19 protein-coding genes and 1 tRNA gene are annotated in these 18,287 nt (G+C 50.9%); 12 read left to right on the top strand and 8 right to left on the bottom strand.

What is annotated here, in order from left to right:
- Positions 1 to 43 precede the first annotated feature (43 nt).
- The 3 genes from A1332_RS08870 to A1332_RS08860 all read left to right on the top strand — a co-directional run bounded on the left by A1332_RS08870 (position 44) and on the right by A1332_RS08860 (position 3,936).
- Complete coding sequence (locus A1332_RS08870; protein WP_064008138.1) at positions 44 to 1,216, top strand: DUF3150 domain-containing protein; 1,173 nt, start codon at positions 44 to 46, stop codon at positions 1,214 to 1,216.
- A gap of 84 nt (positions 1,217 to 1,300) precedes the next feature.
- Positions 1,301 to 3,058, top strand: a complete 1,758-nt coding sequence (locus A1332_RS08865) for a VWA domain-containing protein (RefSeq protein ID WP_064008137.1) — start codon at positions 1,301 to 1,303, stop codon at positions 3,056 to 3,058.
- A 341-nt stretch (positions 3,059 to 3,399) separates the two neighbouring features.
- Entirely contained in the window at positions 3,400 to 3,936 is a 537-nt protein-coding gene (locus A1332_RS08860; protein WP_064008136.1) for a hypothetical protein, read from the top strand.
- Here A1332_RS08860 and A1332_RS08855 read toward each other — a convergent pair.
- Entirely contained in the window at positions 3,914 to 4,291 is a 378-nt protein-coding gene (locus tag A1332_RS08855; protein WP_064008135.1) for a hypothetical protein, read from the bottom strand. The two genes, A1332_RS08860 and A1332_RS08855, sit on opposite strands and share 23 nt — an antisense overlap.
- A gap of 164 nt (positions 4,292 to 4,455) precedes the next feature.
- Between A1332_RS08855 and A1332_RS08850 the strand changes: the two genes are divergently transcribed.
- From A1332_RS08850 to A1332_RS08810, 9 genes are all read left to right on the top strand, one after another.
- On the top strand, positions 4,456 to 5,118 hold the full coding sequence (locus A1332_RS08850) for a hypothetical protein (RefSeq protein WP_157203975.1): 663 nt from the start codon (positions 4,456 to 4,458) through the stop codon (positions 5,116 to 5,118).
- Between the two features lie 153 nt (positions 5,119 to 5,271).
- Positions 5,272 to 5,769 (top strand): hypothetical protein, encoded by a 498-nt coding sequence (locus A1332_RS08845; RefSeq protein ID WP_064008182.1) that lies wholly within the window; start codon positions 5,272 to 5,274, stop codon positions 5,767 to 5,769.
- A gap of 115 nt (positions 5,770 to 5,884) precedes the next feature.
- Entirely contained in the window at positions 5,885 to 7,675 is a 1,791-nt protein-coding gene (locus A1332_RS08840; RefSeq protein ID WP_064008134.1) for a DUF4942 domain-containing protein, read from the top strand.
- 291 nt (positions 7,676 to 7,966) lie between these two features.
- Positions 7,967 to 8,440 carry a RadC family protein gene (radC, locus tag A1332_RS08835; RefSeq protein ID WP_064008133.1) on the top strand — a complete coding sequence of 158 codons (474 nt, stop codon included), beginning with the start codon at positions 7,967 to 7,969 and terminating at the stop codon, positions 8,438 to 8,440.
- A gap of 322 nt (positions 8,441 to 8,762) precedes the next feature.
- Positions 8,763 to 9,044 carry a flagellar transcriptional regulator FlhD gene (locus tag A1332_RS08830; protein ID WP_026600247.1) on the top strand — a complete coding sequence of 94 codons (282 nt, stop codon included), beginning with the start codon at positions 8,763 to 8,765 and terminating at the stop codon, positions 9,042 to 9,044.
- Positions 9,045 to 9,671: a FlhC family transcriptional regulator gene (locus A1332_RS08825; RefSeq protein WP_064008132.1), complete on the top strand. Its 627-nt coding sequence runs from the start codon at positions 9,045 to 9,047 to the stop codon at positions 9,669 to 9,671. It begins immediately after the preceding gene.
- 20 nt (positions 9,672 to 9,691) lie between these two features.
- The gene (locus tag A1332_RS08820) at positions 9,692 to 10,279 is read left to right on the top strand and encodes an STAS-like domain-containing protein (RefSeq protein ID WP_064008131.1); all 588 of its coding nucleotides are present in this window, start codon (positions 9,692 to 9,694) and stop codon (positions 10,277 to 10,279) included.
- 10 nt (positions 10,280 to 10,289) lie between these two features.
- A complete protein-coding gene (locus tag A1332_RS08815; protein ID WP_064008130.1) occupies positions 10,290 to 10,763 on the top strand; it encodes a FlhC family transcriptional regulator in 474 nt (157 codons plus the stop codon).
- A gap of 307 nt (positions 10,764 to 11,070) precedes the next feature.
- Entirely contained in the window at positions 11,071 to 12,150 is a 1,080-nt protein-coding gene (locus A1332_RS08810; RefSeq protein WP_064008129.1) for a tyrosine-type recombinase/integrase, read from the top strand.
- Between the two features lie 76 nt (positions 12,151 to 12,226).
- Here A1332_RS08810 and A1332_RS08805 read toward each other — a convergent pair.
- The 7 genes from A1332_RS08805 to pepN form a co-directional block, all read right to left on the bottom strand.
- A tRNA-Thr gene (locus A1332_RS08805) sits at positions 12,227 to 12,302 on the bottom strand.
- Positions 12,303 to 12,312: 10 nt separating this feature from the next.
- Complete coding sequence (hisI, locus tag A1332_RS08800) at positions 12,313 to 12,699, bottom strand: phosphoribosyl-AMP cyclohydrolase (protein ID WP_064008128.1); 387 nt, start codon at positions 12,697 to 12,699, stop codon at positions 12,313 to 12,315.
- Positions 12,696 to 13,469 (bottom strand): imidazole glycerol phosphate synthase subunit HisF, encoded by a 774-nt coding sequence (gene hisF, locus A1332_RS08795; RefSeq protein ID WP_064008127.1) that lies wholly within the window; start codon positions 13,467 to 13,469, stop codon positions 12,696 to 12,698. The genes hisI and hisF overlap by 4 nt, the downstream gene beginning before the upstream one ends.
- 25 nt (positions 13,470 to 13,494) lie before the next feature.
- Entirely contained in the window at positions 13,495 to 14,241 is a 747-nt protein-coding gene (gene hisA, locus A1332_RS08790; protein WP_064008126.1) for a 1-(5-phosphoribosyl)-5-[(5-phosphoribosylamino)methylideneamino]imidazole-4-carboxamide isomerase, read from the bottom strand.
- A gap of 68 nt (positions 14,242 to 14,309) precedes the next feature.
- Entirely contained in the window at positions 14,310 to 14,951 is a 642-nt protein-coding gene (hisH, locus tag A1332_RS08785) for an imidazole glycerol phosphate synthase subunit HisH (protein ID WP_064008125.1), read from the bottom strand.
- 47 nt (positions 14,952 to 14,998) lie between these two features.
- Positions 14,999 to 15,592, bottom strand: a complete 594-nt coding sequence (gene hisB / locus A1332_RS08780; RefSeq protein WP_026602368.1) for an imidazoleglycerol-phosphate dehydratase HisB — start codon at positions 15,590 to 15,592, stop codon at positions 14,999 to 15,001.
- Positions 15,593 to 15,641: 49 nt separating this feature from the next.
- Positions 15,642 to 18,284, bottom strand: coding sequence for an aminopeptidase N (gene pepN, locus A1332_RS08775; protein ID WP_064008124.1), 2,643 nt, complete (start codon positions 18,282 to 18,284; stop codon positions 15,642 to 15,644).
- Between the last annotated feature and the right edge of the window lie 3 nt (positions 18,285 to 18,287).

Genomic DNA, 18,287 nt, shown 5'->3' with positions numbered 1-18,287 from the left:
ACCCCAGCGGGGATGGGTGTGCCTCTCATTTTAGGAGGTTCCCATGTCTCATGAAACGCAAATCATCTTAGACCGCGTGGTCTTGGTAAAAGTGGATGCCAATATTTACGGCGCCCGCAAGAAACTGAAAAAAGAAGACCTGGTGCTGGCCGATGGTAGCAAATTGCCGCCAGAGGATTTAGCCAGTTTAGGGTCTAAACGTTTGCTCGATCCGGACAAGCTGACGGTGTTCAACCGTCTGAAGAAGGAAGCCGAACGTATTTGTTTGCGCGTCGGTACCCGCTTTCTGGGTGGCTTTGCCGTGCCGGTTGAATCGGCCGCCAGTATTACCGAGGAACTTGAGCGTATCGGGCTGGATTTTGCTGCGGCTAAAACCGAGTTTATTGCCGGTTACGATGCGGCGGTGACGGACTGGGTGGTTCGCCATCCGGAATTTGCCGGCATTATCGAGCAAGCGGTGGATTCGGTGGAGTTTGTCTCGACGCGGTTGTCATTTGACTTTCTGGTGGTCAGTGTCGGGTTACCCGAAAGCTTGCCGCCGGCGGATGTCGCGCGTCTGGACAGCAAAATCGGTTCGCTCAGTGAGCAGATGTTTTACGAAATTTCTGTGGAAGCCAACCATCTCATCGAGCAGTCGTTGCTGGGCAAAGAACAAGTCACCCGCAGCGCGTTACGGCCGATTCGCCGTATGCGGGACAAGCTCGATGGACTGGGTTTTCTGGACTATCGGGTGGCACCCGTCGTCAGCACCATTGACGATCTTCTGGCGAGAATCCCCACCAAAGGCGCTATTGAAGGCAGTATTTTGCAGGAGATTTTAGCCACGGCGATGCTGTTGTCCGATCCGGATAAAACCCGTCGGCACGGTGAAGGTTTGTTGGTTAATCAAACACCTGTTGTTGAAGAGACGGGCGTTGATGAAACCTTCGAATTAGAGCCACCAACGGTACTAGCAACAACAGTCATCACTGAAACCAATTCAGACAGTCCCGATTTTACCGATCTGTTTGATGGCATCTTTGACGATGAACTTGAAGCGGAATCGGCTGCGGATAACTGGGCGATTGAGGTCTTGCTGGATAAAAGCCAGGCGGAACTGGACACAGATAACTTTGCTGATGAATCCAACCAATCGGAGCATTCAGCAGAACCTGAAACGGTGACTGCAGGAAGCAATGACGAGGAGGATGATTCTGACCAGGATTATTGGTTCTGATCTGACGCCATTTAACACTTCACCCATTGGGGCAAATTCATGTCCCTCTGGGGCCGTGGTTTGCCCTGACTTTTGGAGCACACCATGAAAAATAGAACCTTACACAATGCATTCCCCATCGTTGCGGCGGCCATTGGCAATCGCTTTGGCGTCAAAGTCCGTGTCGGAGGTGATAAAGCCGAAACCGATGGTCAAACCATTTGGCTGCCCGCCTATGAGGGCGACGATCCGGATTATCAGAATGTCGCCTGGGGCCTTTTAGCCCACGAAGCCGCACATATTCGTTATTCGGATTTTACGTTGCGCTTTGGACATTCGGTATTGCGCCGGCGCTTATGCAATGCCATCGAAGATGTTCGCATCGAGCACGAACTGGCCAAGGACTTTCCAGGTACCCGGCTGACCATTCGCACCATGATTGAAAAGATGATTGCCAAAGGCGACTTTTTGGCCAATAGCATTGATGATCATCCGGCTAATATTCTGTACGGCTTCGTGTTGAAATATTTGCGGGCCAAGGTGTTGGGTCAATCGGCGTTATTGCCATTGGTCGAGCAAACCGAAGCGGCATTGAAAGCAGCGTTTCCGAAAGGCGCGGTAACGCGGTTGAAAGGCTTGTTGTCCGAAGTGCCGCAGGGTTTGCAATCGGAATCCGATTGTCTGCAGTTGACTGATCGCATCCTGACCATGATTGAAGATGAGTTCGAGCAACAACGGCAACGCAATCAGGCACAGCCATCGGAAGATGAGGAAAACACGCCTGAGCCGGATGAAATGGAGCCCGATGAACGATTGCCCAACGACACTGACGAAAATCCGTCTTCAGAATCGGCGGGTAACGATGATTCGACTCCCAAAAATTCTGACGATGAACCCGCAACGCCATCCGAGAGATCTACATCCAACCCACAAGGCGAAGATGAAGAAAACGCGGAGATTGCAGATCCGATGGGCGTCTTGCAAACTCTGTTGTCCGCTGGTGACAGTGATATCGAGCAGGATGTGTTTGAATCGCTGCAATCGGCCTTGTCGTTGGCGGCGGAAAATGTATCGGAATTGCTTATGCCCAGTGGCCTCGAGCCGCCCATGGACGAGCGGTCCGGTTCGTTTTTACTGCGCAAGGTGCAAGGCGAATCGGGAAAAATCCGTGCTGCTTTGCAAGGCCTGGTGCAATCGCAAACCTTAAACCGCTCACAACATGCGTGTCGTGGACGGCGGCTGGATGGCAAGCGTTTACACCGTTTACCACTGGGCGAAACTAAGCTGTTTCAGCGTAAAGAGACCAAAGCGGCACCCAATACGGCGATTCATTTGTTACTCGATAAATCCGAAAGCATGGGGTATCAGGTGACCGATAGCCAGGGCCAACCGATGGGATCGCGAATGCCGATTGCATTGGAAGCCACTTTGGCATTGGCCTTGGCATTCGAAGGCATTCCGGGAGTCAATCCTGGCGTCACAGCGTTTCCAGGCCATCACGAAGATTCGGTGTTCCGATTACTGGAACATGGCCAACGCGTGAATGCCCGAACTGGCGCCTTTTCGCTGGCCGCCACCGGCAGTACGCCGATGACCGAAGCGATTTGGTTTGGTGCGGCGTCGCTGCTGGGTTGCCGGGAACCGCGCAAGGTATTGATGGTGATAACCGATGGCCAACCCAACGAGTCACTGAGCACGCTGGAACTCTTACAGCGTTGCCGTGATAGTGGTATTGAAACGGTCGGCGTAGGCTTGGGATTGGATGTCAGCCATCTATTCCCGATTGCCATCACCATTAACGACCTTTCAGAGCTGAGAGCGCAATTGTTCGAACTCTCGAAATCGTTGTTGTTGGCAGCCTAACCCCAGTCAATTATTCGTAGTCCAATCCTTGGCTAAAGCCTTGGATTGTGGCTACGGGTAGCTGATTGAATCCGCAGTTTGTCGAATGCACTTACTTCCAGGAGCCCATTCGACAAACAGACATTTCATGCGTTCTTTCCAGAATGCTGAATCCGACTTTGGTCGGCGTTCCGTCTTTAGGCGGCGAGCACGTTAAACCGTGATCGTGTCGGGTGCGTTAAGCCCGATGTAAATCGCAGTGGATCTACCCACTGCAAATCAAAACCCACTTCGGGCGACCATCGCCCGGCCGGGTGCTGTTCATTCGAAGTGTTTTCTTAAATTTTTAAAGGAGAACTTCAATGAACTTTATTTTCGGCATCATCCTACTGGCTATGTTCATCCTCGCCTTGCGGGTGATTTGGGCAACGGCCTTGCAACTATTGAATGCATTGAAACACGCAGTTCAAACGTTTCACCGCTATCGTGGGCAACGTTTGGCACGACACCGGCTACCGGTCATCATGCCACGTAGCCGCGATGACATGGATTGGCTGGCGATATCGGATTCGGTGCGGCAGGAAATTCAGAGTCGTAATCGTGAAACAAATCGCGAACTGGAGCGATTGGAAGTTCAATATCAAGCCAAACAGAAAACAATCAAACTCTACGAGGCGGATATTGAAATCGCCAAATTGGAGCGAGAGCTGTTGAAAATCAAACCGACGATTGCTTCGGCGGAAACAGAGGCTAAACCCCGTCGGCGGTCTAAAAAAGTGGGCGACTCAGGCTTGGTGAATGACAAAACCACCAAAACCGCTCAACAGGTCTTTCAATTGCGTGAAGCGTTGAAAGGTAACGCCAACGCGTTACCGATTAATCAGCAAGCCCGCCATTGAATACCTGCAACGTGGTTCCGGTTGCCGTATTGATACGGCGAACTGGAATCTCGTGTTGATTCGATTCATCAGCAAACACCCAGCTGCCTTCGGGCAATAGCGACAACAAATCGTTCTGGGTTTCCCGGCGAATTTGTCGAATCTTGTTTAGAAACGGCCAAGCTTGTTCGGGATTATCAACCCGTTTGAGCACGTCGGCTTCCAAAACATCCAATTTTTGGAAAATTTGTTGGCAATGTCGAACGACTTTTAGTGGTTCGTCGATAGGAATCGCCATTGGTTTTCGACTTGGATACAGCTCCTCCGTCCGCTTAGGACTGAGGAAATCAAAAATGCGCAAAATATCGTCAAACATGGCTGTTTCTCTGCTTTTTAATGAGTTTTAGCCACCATATACCGATTTTTGTGTGAATTCAACCCCGCTGTGCGAGCCTATTTTCGGCTTTGAGCAGCGTTTTTTACCTGCGGGAACCTCATCCTGACGGGTGGTCGTTCCTGCGTTTTTAGGAGGACATGACCATGAAAACAATCAACCTATCCAGCAGTGACACAACCCCTGCCGAAAACAGCGCGGTTCGCTATCTGAATCAGTACCGCTGCCCTTACTGCCAGACCGAATGGGAGGATGGTTGGGATTGTGGCTGTAACGATCGCTGCCCGGATTGCAACAAGGAAATCGAGCCTTATGAAAGCGCATTGATCGAGGGTGCGTCGGTGGAAACCGAATTACCAGTCGAAGAACCCGCCTCAGCCAATGTCACGGCGGAGGTTGTGAATCGGCTCTTCGTAGTGTCCTACGAAATCGATTATGTACACCGGGTGTCGGTTGGTATCACTGCGGATAGTCCCGAAGCGGCACAACAGATTGCCGAACAGGCATTCAACGATGCCACGATTTGGGATGACACCGCTGCCATGCCGCTATTGTCCGATGAATACCATGAAGTGGAGGATGAAAGCTTGGTATGGGAAAGCGTTGCCGTTGAACAACTGCCGGAACCTGATCATTCGGTACGGCAGTTGAAGAAAGAGCAAGCGGCCATGCGGGTTTGCCGGGGATTAGTTGAAGCCTATCAACAAGGCGAAACCAACGGCGGCAGTATCGACTGGAGTGATATGGATCAGTTGATTCCTCTGGCACTACAAGCCTTGGGAAAATCTGTATTGGGCATCCAATCCTGAAAACTGCGCGCTGAAGTTTTTATGCGCACAATTTGTACAAGCCTGAGTTAGCCAAGTCACTCGCTTCGGCACTCAGTGTTATCCACCCACACGGGAATGTCCTATTCCCGCTGGGGGATCGTGATGTTTCCGTTTTTCATTGAGGACAACATCATGAATCAAATCTTTGAACACACCTTTAGCACGGGTCATTGCATCCAGTATCAACGTTTGCCATCCGGCACCTGTTATCACGCCGATACACCGGAACCGGTGGTTGAGTTGTTGGAACAGCTTCGCCATAGCCGACGCAAAATTCGGCTGTATTACGGCGACATCCAAACCGGGCAGTCCTGGCACGATGAACACGATGTCATCGGCTGGATCGGCCGCTCTATGGGATCCATCAAAGTACCATTGCTGATCGAACCCGGCGAGATCGGTGGTCCAGCTTTATTGGATCAGTGCATCGTTCGCATTGATAGCCCTAGCCAGGTGCTTTACCAACACGATGATTTTCGGGTTGGCGAGGTGGAACTGGTTAGAGGTGAGCTTAACCGCTTGCCGTGGGAAATCTGGATCGACGGGAGCGTGCATGCCCGGTTCAAAGTAAAAAACGAAGCCCGGCAGTATCAGGACTTCATTCAAGGTAAGCGGTTCGCGTTGATCTGACGCACCGTTTTCATTTTTGACACTCGGTTAAGCCGAGTTTTTCAAACTACCCCTGCGGGATGATTTTATCCCGCCAGGGATACATCGGTCGTCAGGGGTCTTATCGGAGATCAGCATGATAGACAATCTTCAATATTATCCAACGCCGGAAGCGTTAAGCATCAAGGCTTGGGAAACCTTCAAGAACAAGAATTTTGTGCGTGTATTGGAACCCTCTGCCGGGGAAGGTCATTTATTAAAACCCAGGCCTTATAACCGCTGGCAGCAAATTCCAGTCGATTGCATTGAAATCGATATCAGTAAACACCCGATCTTGCGTTCGCAAGGCTATGCCGTAGTGGGTATGGATTTTATGCAGTTCAAAAGCGGCAGTCTGTATTCCCATGTGTTGATGAATCCCCCGTTTGCCGACGGCGTACAGCATGTGCTGAAGGCGTGGGAGATTCTGTTCGACGGTGAAATCGTGGCCATTCTCAATGCTGAAACCTTGAAAAACCCGTTTTCCAAGGAACGAAAGCATTTGCTTCGATTGGTTGAACAGTTTGGCGAAGTGGAATACTTATCGGACATGTTTGCCAGCCAGGATGCCTTGCGCAAAACGGATGTGGACATCGCCCTGGTCTGGTTGAAGAAAACCTCAACCTTTGAAGATGCGCTGTTAGGCAACATCCTCGACGACTTACGTCGCGATCAAGTGAGCGAGGAAGATTTGGCGGGCGATTGCCAGCCCATTCATGAACTGGCATTAGCCAATGCCTATATCGACAATGCGGTGCTGATGTTCAATGCCGCCGTCGAAGCGGCCCGGCAATCGGTGTTTAGCGAGGCCCGTGCCATGCGCTATCGTAAGATGCTAGGACAAACGCTCGGTGAATTGAATGGCGATGCGGCGGTCAAATCCTCTGGCACCACGCTGGATTGGGTAAAATCTCAGCTGTATACCGATTACAGCGATCTAAAAGATCGTGCCTGGTCCGGTATTTTGCGATCCACGCAAGTCACATCACGCTTGTCATCGGCGGCGCAAAAACGCTTGGAGTCGGATTTTGAAGCGGTTAAGACCTTGGAATTTACCGTGCCGAATATCTATGGCTTTCTGCAAGGAATCATCGATCAGCAAGGTGAAATTCAACTGAGCATGGTGTGCGATGTGTTCGATCTGATCACCCGCTATTATAGCGATAACGCGGTGTTTTACATGGGCTGGAAATCCAATGATAAACATCGCACCTTAGGCATGCGGATCAAAACCACGCGTTTCGTTCTGCCAGGGCACAAAGTCGAGTCCTATCAAAATAGCTTGAACTGGGAGTCAGAACGTCTGTTGACCGACTTCGACAAGGTATTTGCTTTGCTCGATGGCAAAACCGAAGCGGAAGTGAGTTTGGTGTCGGTGTTTCGGCAGCATTTTCACGCGCTTCGTGTCGGCAAGCGGATCGGCGGCAGTTATTTTGACGTTCGCTACTATCCGGGTGTCGGCACCATTCACTTTTTTCCGAAGAGCAAAACCTTGATCGACCGGATGAATCGTTGGGTTGGCCGCCAGCGCCGCTGGTTGCCACCGGCGGAAAGTCAAGCCGGACAAGGTTTCTGGCAGCAGTACGAACAGGCAGAGACCTTAGATCGGGCGTTTCACACCGAAGTGAACAAGCAGTGTCCACGCAGTAGCCGGCATGTCCATTTCGATCCCTTTTGGGCGATCAAGCACGGCGGAGAGTCGGAACGGGAAAAAGGCCATCGTCTATTAACCCAGGCGATGAGCACGGTACTTGCCAGCCGAGGCATCGATCCCGATGCGGTATTGGAAAACGAACCATCCAGCTTGCTGGAATGGGTGGGGTCTCTACCGCCGGCTACAGACCTGGCTTTAGCATCGCAATCCGGTGTTATCCAGGTCTTTAACTAAACCACTGGCCTAGCCAGTATCACCCGCCTCGGGGAGATGATCCGTTATCCCTGTAGGGGTTGGACTGTGTCGTTTCCTTGGGGCTTTTATATTTGAGGAAACCCATTCCCAAACACCTGACGCAAGAAAGGCGTCAACTTAAGTTTTATTAGCGAAGGATGCTTCTGCGGACGGCCAACGTTTGCGGGCGTCGCTGACGAGGCTTTGAACATTTTTGACAACCCTTCCGGAGAAAGTCCACCCCGGAAGGGGACGGCTTTCTCCAAATTTTAAGATTACCGGAGAAAGCCCATGTTATACATTCGAGGAACCAATAATCGTTACCGTATGGCCGATGAACAGGATGTCATCTTGGAGGCCATTCAGATCTACAACCGCACTTTTAGTCGAGGCGAACCCTTGACCAGTCCGGACAAGGCGAAGGACTGTATTAAATTGAAATTGGCGCCGTATGAGCACGAAGTATTTCTGTGTCTGTTCTTGGACAATCAACATCGGGTCATCGCTTGCGATGAATTATTCCGGGGTACGATTGATGGCGCTAGCGTGTATCCGCGCGAAGTGGTCAAAGCCGCGCTGCACTATAATTCCTCGGCTCTGATCATGGCGCATAACCACCCGTCGGGCATTAGTGATCCCAGTCAGGCCGATCGCGTGATTACAGCAAAACTTAAAGAAGCCTTGGCCTTGATTGACGTTCGCGTACTTGATCACTTCATCGTCGGCGAAACCGTGTATTCATTCGCTGAACATGGATTGTTGTGAGCTTGCTCTTAGGCAATCAAGGCTGATCTACACGACACAGAACGTGGATCTCTACCCAATAGGCTATCTAAAAATCTGATAACAGCGCCCCGTCCTTGAGACGGTGGCGCATTGCTCCATCATGAGACAATATTTGTGAAATGTTTCACAAATATCACTAACAACTTGCGTTTTATCCCGTTTTTCCCCGTCTTCCAGCCAACGCCCCGCAAAGTCTTGCGAGGAAGGTACCCCAAAACAGACCACTTTCCGTGTGAGATTTTTCCAATTGATCCCCCTAGCATATCGCCTAAAGCAAACACTTAACGTAGAGATAACGCTAATGTCGACACTGGAAGAGGATTTATCTCAACTCAATTTTGAATATCTGATGCTGGCCCGCGAGGCTGTCCGCAGCAATGCGCTGGAAGCCGCTTGGCGTTTTGGTTTGAATCAGAAACAACTCAGTATCATGGAAACACTGACACTGGAAAAGATTCGGGAATTGGCGAGTAACAGTCGGGCAATGATTCGCTTATTACCCCTAAAGACGCCACAACATATAGCGCCGTCCTTACATAGCGCATTGTTATTGCCCACTCATAACAACGGGGAGGATGCCTAAATGTACCGGTTACCCAGCGAAACTGCGTTGCCTGAGTTTTTGGAAACCCTTTCCATGGCCAACAAACTCATTCTATTAGGCGCTAGGCCGCCAGTTGTTCAGCATCTGTGTGGCATTGGTCGCAAAGTGGCGATCCGCCTATACAAGGAAGTCCATCACTGCCCCTCTAAGTCTGGCATGTTGCCTTACGATTCGTATTGGATTGCACGATCATCGATGAATGCACTGCATGCTTCGATTTTCCTGGGTATGTATTCCGACTTCTCTCAACTCGTAACGCAGAAACCTGTCCATGCCACCCGATTCATGACGGCCTATGGATTGTACCGTGAGACTGTTGGGCGTGTTTTTAATGACAATAGATTAGACGTCAGCAGTGATCAAGGTAATTTCTTAGGCATCAACCGTGCCTGGCATCTTATTCAGCAGGTTAATAGCCGTGAAAGTCGACTTGTGCTGTGTGGAATCTGTCAATCCCGCCATATCGTGCTGAATACATTGCCGAAATTTTATCAACGCTGCCCAATATGTGAGGTTTGGGCTGAAAAAAACATACGCCGCCACAAGGCGTCTTGTCTTGGCTGGGAACGCACCTTAGCCTCAGATTCACGGTTATCGACATCTTAACCACCGACAAGGAGACTGTTATGTATGTCGTAATCAAACACCTCACCAAACTGAAAACACCCCAAGCCTGCCATGGCAAGCAGTTGGTGCAAAGGGCACGAGAATGTTTTTTACGCAACGAATGCCTGACGCTGGATTTTGAAGCGGTTGAATCCATCGCCACAGGATTTTTTCAGGAAGCTATCTTCACACTACTAAACGAATTCGGGGCTGACTTCCTAAAAAGCAAGTTGCGGGTGGTCAATATGACTACTGCTGTTGAAGCCATCATGCAAGATGATTTGACCCATGTGGATGAATTTATTGAGCGATTGATGAGCCGGCAACAGGACGTGGTTGATCAAGAACTCTACGATCTGAATTTGGCTTGGCTGGTAAAGGTGAGGGCACTCGCCCGAGAGAATGCCCTACAAGCGCTGTTGATCATGGGGGTTACCGATGAAAAGTTGAGATTGGCAATGGCGAATTTGTCCATGGACGAGATGCAGTACCTAGCTCGATCAGGTTGTTTATGCTTTGCACCACGCTTTACTTCCCAATTTATTCAGGGATTTGGACAGCGCCGCTATGATCGAGTGGATTTGATGCTGGCTCTCACAGCAGGATAAAGGGGACGTGATGTTAGATAACTATAAGCAACAAACACTGGCCCTTGAACTCATCAAGCGCAAAGCCCGTATTTCCACGATTCATGAAGAAACAACCCTTTCAATCAAATGGCTGCGAAAAGCATATCGTGAATATCATGGGATTTCTGCGCGATCCGGTGATAACAAGCAATCGATCCACGCGCTCACGCGAACTAACAAGCAATACAAGGAGGCGACAGCCTTTGCAGTTTGTTATAGGCATGCTGAGTTAGTTGTTGAACAGTTGGAAATTTACAAAGTCATCAATGCTTTTGATGCGTTCAAAAAAATACACCCGATCAGCCAACTAGGTTTTTCCGAAACCGGTGTGATTGTTGAAGAGCTTAAAGCCAATACGATTGAACTGACGCGATGTACCTTTTGCAATTGCTGGAACTTGCTACGTGCCCGTATGAATGAAATTGAGCTATGTGGTGTTTGCAAGACGCGGTTGAAAAACTGAGTTTGGGTAAGCCCATGACAATGTTTTTCACCATTCAAGTCGGTAGTAATGACCCATGAAGTAATTCTGTATTTTGCATGATTGGCGTAATTTAAAACATGACGAATTACTACCCACCAAGAATTCTACGGCTTCCGGAAGCGCGGTATTACGCAGGTATGGGACGGACCTTGTTTGATCGTGAGATTCGTCCCCATCTTCCCGAAATTCAAATGGGAAACCAAGGCATTGGTTTTGATCGACTTGACCTTGATCACGCTTTAGATGAATATAAAACCCGCAACGTGAGGGTTAAGGAGCAACCATCATGGCAAGAAACAAACTCCCAGGTTTGTACTGGGACAAAAAAACTGGAAAAGGATCGGTCGACAAACGCATCGACGGGATCGGCAGAGTTCGCCACCGCTTTACAGCGAGCTCGCAAATTGAAGCAGAGCATGAATACCATAGAGCGATAGCTGCAGCTAAAACTGAAGCAGCTGCTCCAAAGCTGCGGACCTTTCGAGAAGCTGCAACAAAATTTCTAAACGAGGAGGTCAAACCTAGTTTGAGTCGGGATGCTAAGTGCTTGGAAAATTTGGATCCCTGGATTGGGCACCTCAAAATTGATCAAGTACATCAAGGTACCCTACAGCCCTACATTGAACATCGCCAAAAACTTGGAATTAAAAGCGCTACAGTTAATAGAGAGTTGTCTGTTGTAAGAAGGATTTTGACTCTTGCATCTCGGGTATGGCGAGACATGGAGAACAAACCTTGGTTGCCGACAGCGCCGTTATTACGTTCCCCTAATTGGGGAGACACCGCGCATCCTTATCCATTAAACATTGAAGAGCAACGACGTTTTTTTAAAGAATTGCCTTCGCATTTGGCTGAAATGGCCATGTTTGCGGTAAATACAGGTGCCAGGGATAAAGTAGTTGGTGAATTGCGCTGGGAATGGGAAATCAAGGTTCCTGAAATTGGGACTTCGGTTTTTCTGGTTCCTGGGGAGTTCACTAAAAACGGTACGCCATGCTTGCTGGTTCTAAATAGTACGGCTAAAAGTGTAATTGAAAGCCGGCGTGGAAAAATAGCTACGCATGTTTTTGGTTACAGGGGACACCCGGTTGTTCGAATGTACAACTCTGCTTGGAAAAAAGCATGGCTAAGAGCGGGATTGCCGGTAGGGAAAGAAGTTTTATCTGGGCCTCATAACCTTCGTCATACCTTTGCGAGAAGACTAAGGTTAGCGGGCGTTCCATTAGAAACGAGAAAAGCATTAATGCATCATATTGATGGCGACATCACTGTGCATTATTCTCCAGCAGAAGTTGGGGAATTAGTAGCTGCTGTCGAGAAGCTAACTAAGGTCGAAAACGTGACTATGTTGCGATTAGTGTCCTGATTTACCCAGTGGGTAAATTAGTACAAAGCAACAGGCTGGCAATGAAACTATAACACATTGATTTAATTGGTTTTAATGGTGCCGGCAATAGGAATCGAACCTACGACCTTCGCGTTACGAGTGCGCTGCTCTACCTGCTGAGCTATGCCGGCGTGTGATTGTCTATTTGTAGATAGCTTTGGGGTCTTTCAGTACCGGCTCGGTGGCTTGCCACTCGCCGTCTGTCAGGCTACGGAAAAAACAACTTTCCCGGCCGGTGTGGCAGGCGATACCGCCTTCCTGTTCAATTTTAAGCAAAATCACGTCGGCATCGCAATCCAGTTGTATATCGATAACCTTTTGGCGATGGCCGGACTCTTCGCCCTTGCGCCACAAACGCTGGCGGGAACGCGACCAATATACCGCATAACCTTCGGCAACCGTTAAGGCCAGCGACTCGCGATTCATCCAGGCAAACATCACCACGCGGCCGCTGTCGTGCAGTTGAGCGATGACCGGCACCAAGCCGCCTTCGGTCCATTGGATTTCGTCCAGCCAGTTTTCGCTCACAATCGCACCTCGATGCCGCGCGCCTGCATGTGGCGCTTGGCTTGCTCTATGGTGTATTCGGCAAAGTGAAAAATGCTGGCCGCCAGCACTGCGTCGGCCTTACCTTCGATGATGCCGTCGGCGAGGTGATCGAGATTGCCAACACCGCCGGAAGCGATGACCGGAATGCTGACCGCTTCGCTGATAGCGCGGGTCAAAGCCAGATCAAAGCCGGATTTGGTACCGTCTCTATCCATGCTGGTCAAAAGAATTTCGCCGGCACCGAAGTCTTTCATTCTCACAGCCCATTCCACCGCATTAATGCCGGTTGGTTTTCGACCGCCGTGGGTAAAGATTTCCCAGCGGTTTTCCTCGCCTTCCTGACTGACTTTTTTAGCGTCGATGGCGACTACGATGCATTGGGAGCCGAATTTTTCTGCGGCTTCCTTGACGAATTCGGGCCTAAAAACGGCGGCACTGTTGATACCTACCTTATCGGCACCGGCATTGAGCATGCGGCGAATGTCTTCCAACACCCGGATGCCGCCGCCCACGGTCAGCGGAATAAACACTTCGCTGGCCACTTGTTCAACCACATGGACGATAGTGTCACGGTTGTCGTGGGTGGCGGTGATATCCAGAAAGGTAATTTCGTCCGCCCCTTCTCGATCGTAACGACGGGCAATTTCTACCGGATCGCCGGCATCGCGGATGTCAACAAACTTCACGCCTTTGACAACGCGGCCGTTATCGACATCCAGGCAGGGAATAATACGTTTGGCTAGGCTCATTGTTTACGATTTACCGGCTAATAGCTCAGACATCGGCTCCGCCGAAAGACTCGGCGAGCTTTTCCCCTTCGGCAAAATCCAGCGTACCTTCGTAGATAGCGCGGCCTGTGATGGCACCCATGATACCTTCGTGCGCAACGGCACCAAGAGCACGAATATCGTCCAAGTTGGTAATGCCACCGGAGGCGATAATCGGAATATGCACCGAGCGCGCCAATTTGGCGGTAGCTTCGACGTTGACGCCTTGCATCATGCCGTCGCGGGAGATATCGGTGTAGATAATCGCCGCAACGCCGTTGGCTTCAAATTTTTGTGCCAGATCTATCACGTCGTGGCGGGACAATTTCGACCAGCCGTCGATGGCAACTTTACCGTCGCGGGCGTCCAGACCGATGATGATGTGGCCGGGGAATTCGATGGAAACATCGCGAACAAAGTGCGGTTCGCTGACAGCCTTGGTACCGATAATGACATATTGCACACCGGCTTCCAGATAGGCCTGGATGGTGTCTTCATCGCGGATGCCGCCGCCGATTTGCACCGGCACGTCCGGATAGGCTTGGACGATTGCGTTGATTATCTCGGCATTTTTCGGTTTACCGGCGAAGGCGCCGTCGAGATCGACGAGGTGCAATCGTTTTGCCCCTGCTTCAACCCAGCGCCCGGCCACAGCCACGGGATCGTCCGAGAATACGGTGTCGTCTTCCATACGACCCTGGCGCAAGCGGACACATTTCCCTTCTTTCAAGTCAATTGCGGGTATCAGCAACATATTTAAATCTCGACAGTTAAAACACTAAATCTAAAGGTTAGTAAAGCCAACATCTAAGGGTTGGGGAGTTACGCAATCCCATCCCACGCCAGGAAGTTTTGCAATAGCTGCAATCCGACAGTCTGGCTTTTTTCAGGATGAAATTGCACGGCAAACATGTTCTCTTTTGCCAGTGCGCAGGTAAATGCTTGCGGATAATCGGCCGTTGCGGCGCTGTGGCTCGGATCGTCCGGCGCCGCATAATAGCTGTGTACGAAATAAAAGCGGCTATGATCCGGAATATTGTGCCAGAGCGGATGCGGGTTTTGCTTGACCTGATTCCAGCCCATGTGTGGAATTTTTAGAACATTGCCATCGACATCCAACATGTGATCGGCAAAACGGCGCGCGTGTCCGGGGAATAAATTCAGACAGGTAATGCCGTCGTTTTCCTCGCTGTCGGTCAGCAAGGCCTGCATACCCAGGCAAATGCCCAGAAACGGTTTGCTTTGGGCTACTTCACGGATCACATCCGCCAAGCCACTCTCGTTCAAGGCGTGCATACAATCGCGTATCGCCCCAACACCGGGAAACACCACCCGGTCGGCCATGCGGATCACTGCGGCATCGGCTGTTATTTGCACATTTACCCGGCTATCGGCATGTTGAAGCGCTTTGGCAATGGAATGCAGATTTCCCATTCCGTAATCGATAACGGCTACTGATGACATAAAACTAGAGATACAAGGTCGGGGTTTCTAGGCGGAAAGTGTGGGAATTATAGACTGCCTTTGGTGGAAGGCATGATGCCGGCCATCCGCTCGTCATGGCTAATGGCCATGCGCACGGCTCGGCCGAATGCCTTGAATACGGTTTCGGCAATATGATGGGCATTGCCGCCCTTCAGATTGTCTATGTGCAAGGTCACGCCGGCGTGATTCACAAAACCTTGGAAAAACTCTTTAAACAGGTCCACATCGAAACTGCCGATAAACGCGCGTTTGAATTCCACTTGATAGAACAAGCCGGGCCGGCCGGAGAAATCCACCACCACCCGCGACAAGGATTCGTCCAAGGGGCAATAAGCGTGACCATATCGGTAAATGCCTTTCTTGTCGCCCAGCGCTTTGGCAAAGGCTTGACCGAGCGTGATGCCGATGTCTTCCACGCTGTGGTGGGCATCAATATGCAGATCGCCGTGGGAGACCACCTCTATGTCTATCAAACCGTGTCTGGCTATCTGATCCAGCATGTGATCCAAAAACGGCAAGCCGGTGGTAAACGCAGCCGTGCCGTTGCCGTCGAGATTAATGGAAACTTTGATTTGGGTTTCGAGCGTATTGCGCTCAACCTGGGCGGTGCGTGGGTTCATGCTTGATGCGAATGGCTTATTTCGGCGCTAGTTTACGTGATTGTGACAACTACGCCAAACTCTTGCTGGCGATCTCGTAGACATCCTTCGACAGATGCTCGGTAGCGACGATACGCTGTAATTGCTGTTTCATCAAGCCCTGCCGGGCTGCGTCATAACGCCGCCATTGCGCCAGCCCGGTCACCATCCTGGAGGCGATTTGCGGATTAAGGGTATTCAGCGCCAAGACCTGATCGGTCAGGAAGCGATAACCCTCGCCGTTTATGGCATGGAAATGCAGCGGATTGGCTTGGCTGAAGGCACCAATCAACGAACGCACACGGTTAGGCGTTTTCATATCAAAAGCCGGATGCTGCATCAAGGCCTGCACCGTAGCAAAGGTATTGGGCATGCTGCTGGTGGCTTGCAAGGTGAACCATTTGTCGATAACCAGCGCTTCCTGCCGCCATTGCACATAAAAACTATCCAGACTTCTGGCCTTGGCCGGATGATTACTATTGACGATAGCCGACAGCGCCGACAGCTGATCGGTCATATTCCGGGCGCTGTAAAACTGCTGCTCGGCGATATGGTAAACGTCCTCGTTTTCCAGCTTGCTCAAATAACTCAAGCAGGCATTTTTCAAGCGCCGCCTGCCTACCGCACAGGCATCGAAACTGCCGGACTCGTCGCGGTGATGTTGCACATACAACTGTTTAAACTCGGCTTGCAATTGCTCGGCCAGGGTTTTTTTCACAAATTCGCGGGCTTGATGGATGGCTTCGACATCGATGATAGCCATCTGCCCGGACAAATAACTTTCTTCCGGCAGCGCCAGCAACAGCGCTTGATAAGATAAGTCGCCGCCGCTATCGGTCAACACGCTGCGATAGGCATCGACGATAACCGGCTCCAACCGCAAAGGCCGGCCCAACTCTATTGCGTCGATCAGCTTGAAAATCACCTGCACCGCCAATTGCTGACCGGCTTCCCAGCGATTGAAGGTATCGCTGTCGTGCCGCAGCAAAAATGCCAATTCGTCCAGGCTACGCTCCATTTTCAGGGTGACCGGCGCGGAAAAGCCTCTTAGCAAGGACACGACCGGCTGTTGCGCCAGCTTAGCAAAACTAAAATTCTGTTCCGCTTCGGTGACATTCAAGGTAATTTCCGCCTGACTGGAACCTTCGTAGTGGATCGGCGCAGCCGAACCGTCGGCGGCGAGTAAGCCCAGCTTTACCGGGATATGCAGCGGCGCTTTCACCGGCTGATTGGGGGTGGGCGGACAGCTTTGCTGAATGGTCAGATGTAATTGTTGCGATTCGGCGTCGTATTGCTGATTCACCGTCAACACCGGCGTACCGGCTTGCGAATACCAGCGGCGAAATTGATTTAATTCCACGCCGTTAGCGTCTTCCAGCGCCTTGACGAAATCCTCGCAAGTCACCGCCTGACCGTCATGGCGTTGAAAATATAAATCACAGCCCTTCCTAAAACCGGCCGCACCCAATAAGGTGTGCAGCATCCGCACTACTTCCGCGCCTTTTTCGTAGACGGTCAGCGTGTAGAAATTGTTGATCTCGATATAAGCTTCCGGGCGAATCGGATGCGCCAGTGGGCCGGCATCTTCGGCAAATTGCCGAGTGCGCAAGGCGTTGACGTCTTCTATACGTTTTACCGCCGGCGAGGTGCGGTCGCCGCTGAATTGTTGATCGCGGAATACGGTGAAGCCTTCTTTCAGACTCAACTGAAACCAATCCCGGCAAGTAACCCGGTTTCCGGACCAGTTATGGAAATATTCGTGACCGATCACGCCTTCGATATGTTCGTAATCGCTGTCGGTTGCGGTGTCGGGCCGAGCCAGCACGAACTTAGTGTTGAATACGTTCAGACCTTTGTTTTCCATCGCGCCCATATTGAAATGGTCGACCGCAACGATCATGTACAAATCCAGGTCGTATTCCAGACCGTAGGTTTCTTCATCCCAACGCATCGCGTTTTTCAAAGACTGCATGGCGTGGTCGCATTTGTCGACATTGTGCTTCTCGACAAATATCTCCAGTGCGATACGCCGACCGGTCATGGTAATGAACTCGTCGGCCACGCATTCCAGTTGCCCGGCTACCAGCGCAAATAAATAACAAGGCTTGGCGAACGGATCTTCCCAACTGACCCAGTGCCGGTTGTTTTCCAGCTCACCCTGACCGACCTTATTGCCGTTGGACAGCAAGACCGGATATTTACTCTTATCCCCAGTCAAGGTGGTTTTGAAACGGCTCATCACATCCGGACGGTCCAGAAACCAGGTGATTTTCCGGAAACCCTGCGCCTCGCATTGGGTACACAGCATGCTGCTGGATAAATACAAACCTTCCAGCGCCGTGTTCGCTTGGGGATTAATGGTGTTTTCGATAACGATCTGAAACGGCCTATCCTGCGGCACTTCATGCACGACCAAAGCTTCCTCGCCCAGCGAATACTGGCTTTGCGCCAGCGCTTGGCCGTCTATCGCGATACTCACCAATTGCAATTCCTCGCCGAGCAAGGTCAATGCAGCACTGCTGTCCTGGCTCTGCGGATTGCGGCGCAGACTCATGGTCGAGCGGACCTGCGTGTGTTGCTCGTCCAAGTCGAAATTCAGTTCAATCTGCTCGATCAGATATTCGGGCGGGGTATAGTCTTTCAGGAAAACAGTTTGCGGGCTTGCATCGCGCATTAT

The organism is Methylomonas methanica (assembly GCF_001644035.1).
In the GTDB taxonomy this organism is placed as follows: domain Bacteria; phylum Pseudomonadota; class Gammaproteobacteria; order Methylococcales; family Methylomonadaceae; genus Methylomonas; species Methylomonas methanica_A.
The sequence above is the reverse complement of the archived record's forward strand: the minus strand, read 5'-3'. Positions and strand labels throughout refer to the sequence as shown.

Bases quoted from the DNA above. Each gene is read 5' to 3' on its own strand.
- A1332_RS08870 (WP_064008138.1), top strand. From the start codon at position 44: ATGTCTCATGAAACGCAAATCATCTTAGACCGCGTGGTCTTGGTAAAA.
- A1332_RS08865 (WP_064008137.1), top strand. From the start codon at position 1,301: ATGAAAAATAGAACCTTACACAATGCATTCCCCATCGTTGCGGCGGCC.
- A1332_RS08860 (WP_064008136.1), top strand. From the start codon at position 3,400: ATGAACTTTATTTTCGGCATCATCCTACTGGCTATGTTCATCCTCGCC.
- A1332_RS08855 (WP_064008135.1), bottom strand. From the start codon at position 4,291: ATGTTTGACGATATTTTGCGCATTTTTGATTTCCTCAGTCCTAAGCGG.
- A1332_RS08850 (WP_157203975.1), top strand. From the start codon at position 4,456: ATGAAAACAATCAACCTATCCAGCAGTGACACAACCCCTGCCGAAAAC.
- A1332_RS08845 (WP_064008182.1), top strand. From the start codon at position 5,272: ATGAATCAAATCTTTGAACACACCTTTAGCACGGGTCATTGCATCCAG.
- A1332_RS08840 (WP_064008134.1), top strand. From the start codon at position 5,885: ATGATAGACAATCTTCAATATTATCCAACGCCGGAAGCGTTAAGCATC.
- radC (WP_064008133.1), top strand. From the start codon at position 7,967: ATGTTATACATTCGAGGAACCAATAATCGTTACCGTATGGCCGATGAA.
- A1332_RS08830 (WP_026600247.1), top strand. From the start codon at position 8,763: ATGTCGACACTGGAAGAGGATTTATCTCAACTCAATTTTGAATATCTG.
- A1332_RS08825 (WP_064008132.1), top strand. From the start codon at position 9,045: ATGTACCGGTTACCCAGCGAAACTGCGTTGCCTGAGTTTTTGGAAACC.
- A1332_RS08820 (WP_064008131.1), top strand. From the start codon at position 9,692: ATGTATGTCGTAATCAAACACCTCACCAAACTGAAAACACCCCAAGCC.
- A1332_RS08815 (WP_064008130.1), top strand. From the start codon at position 10,290: ATGTTAGATAACTATAAGCAACAAACACTGGCCCTTGAACTCATCAAG.
- A1332_RS08810 (WP_064008129.1), top strand. From the start codon at position 11,071: ATGGCAAGAAACAAACTCCCAGGTTTGTACTGGGACAAAAAAACTGGA.
- hisF (WP_064008127.1), bottom strand. From the start codon at position 13,469: ATGAGCCTAGCCAAACGTATTATTCCCTGCCTGGATGTCGATAACGGC.
- hisA (WP_064008126.1), bottom strand. From the start codon at position 14,241: ATGTTGCTGATACCCGCAATTGACTTGAAAGAAGGGAAATGTGTCCGC.
- hisH (WP_064008125.1), bottom strand. From the start codon at position 14,951: ATGTCATCAGTAGCCGTTATCGATTACGGAATGGGAAATCTGCATTCC.
- hisB (WP_026602368.1), bottom strand. From the start codon at position 15,592: ATGAACCCACGCACCGCCCAGGTTGAGCGCAATACGCTCGAAACCCAA.
- pepN (WP_064008124.1), bottom strand. From the start codon at position 18,284: ATGCGCGATGCAAGCCCGCAAACTGTTTTCCTGAAAGACTATACCCCG.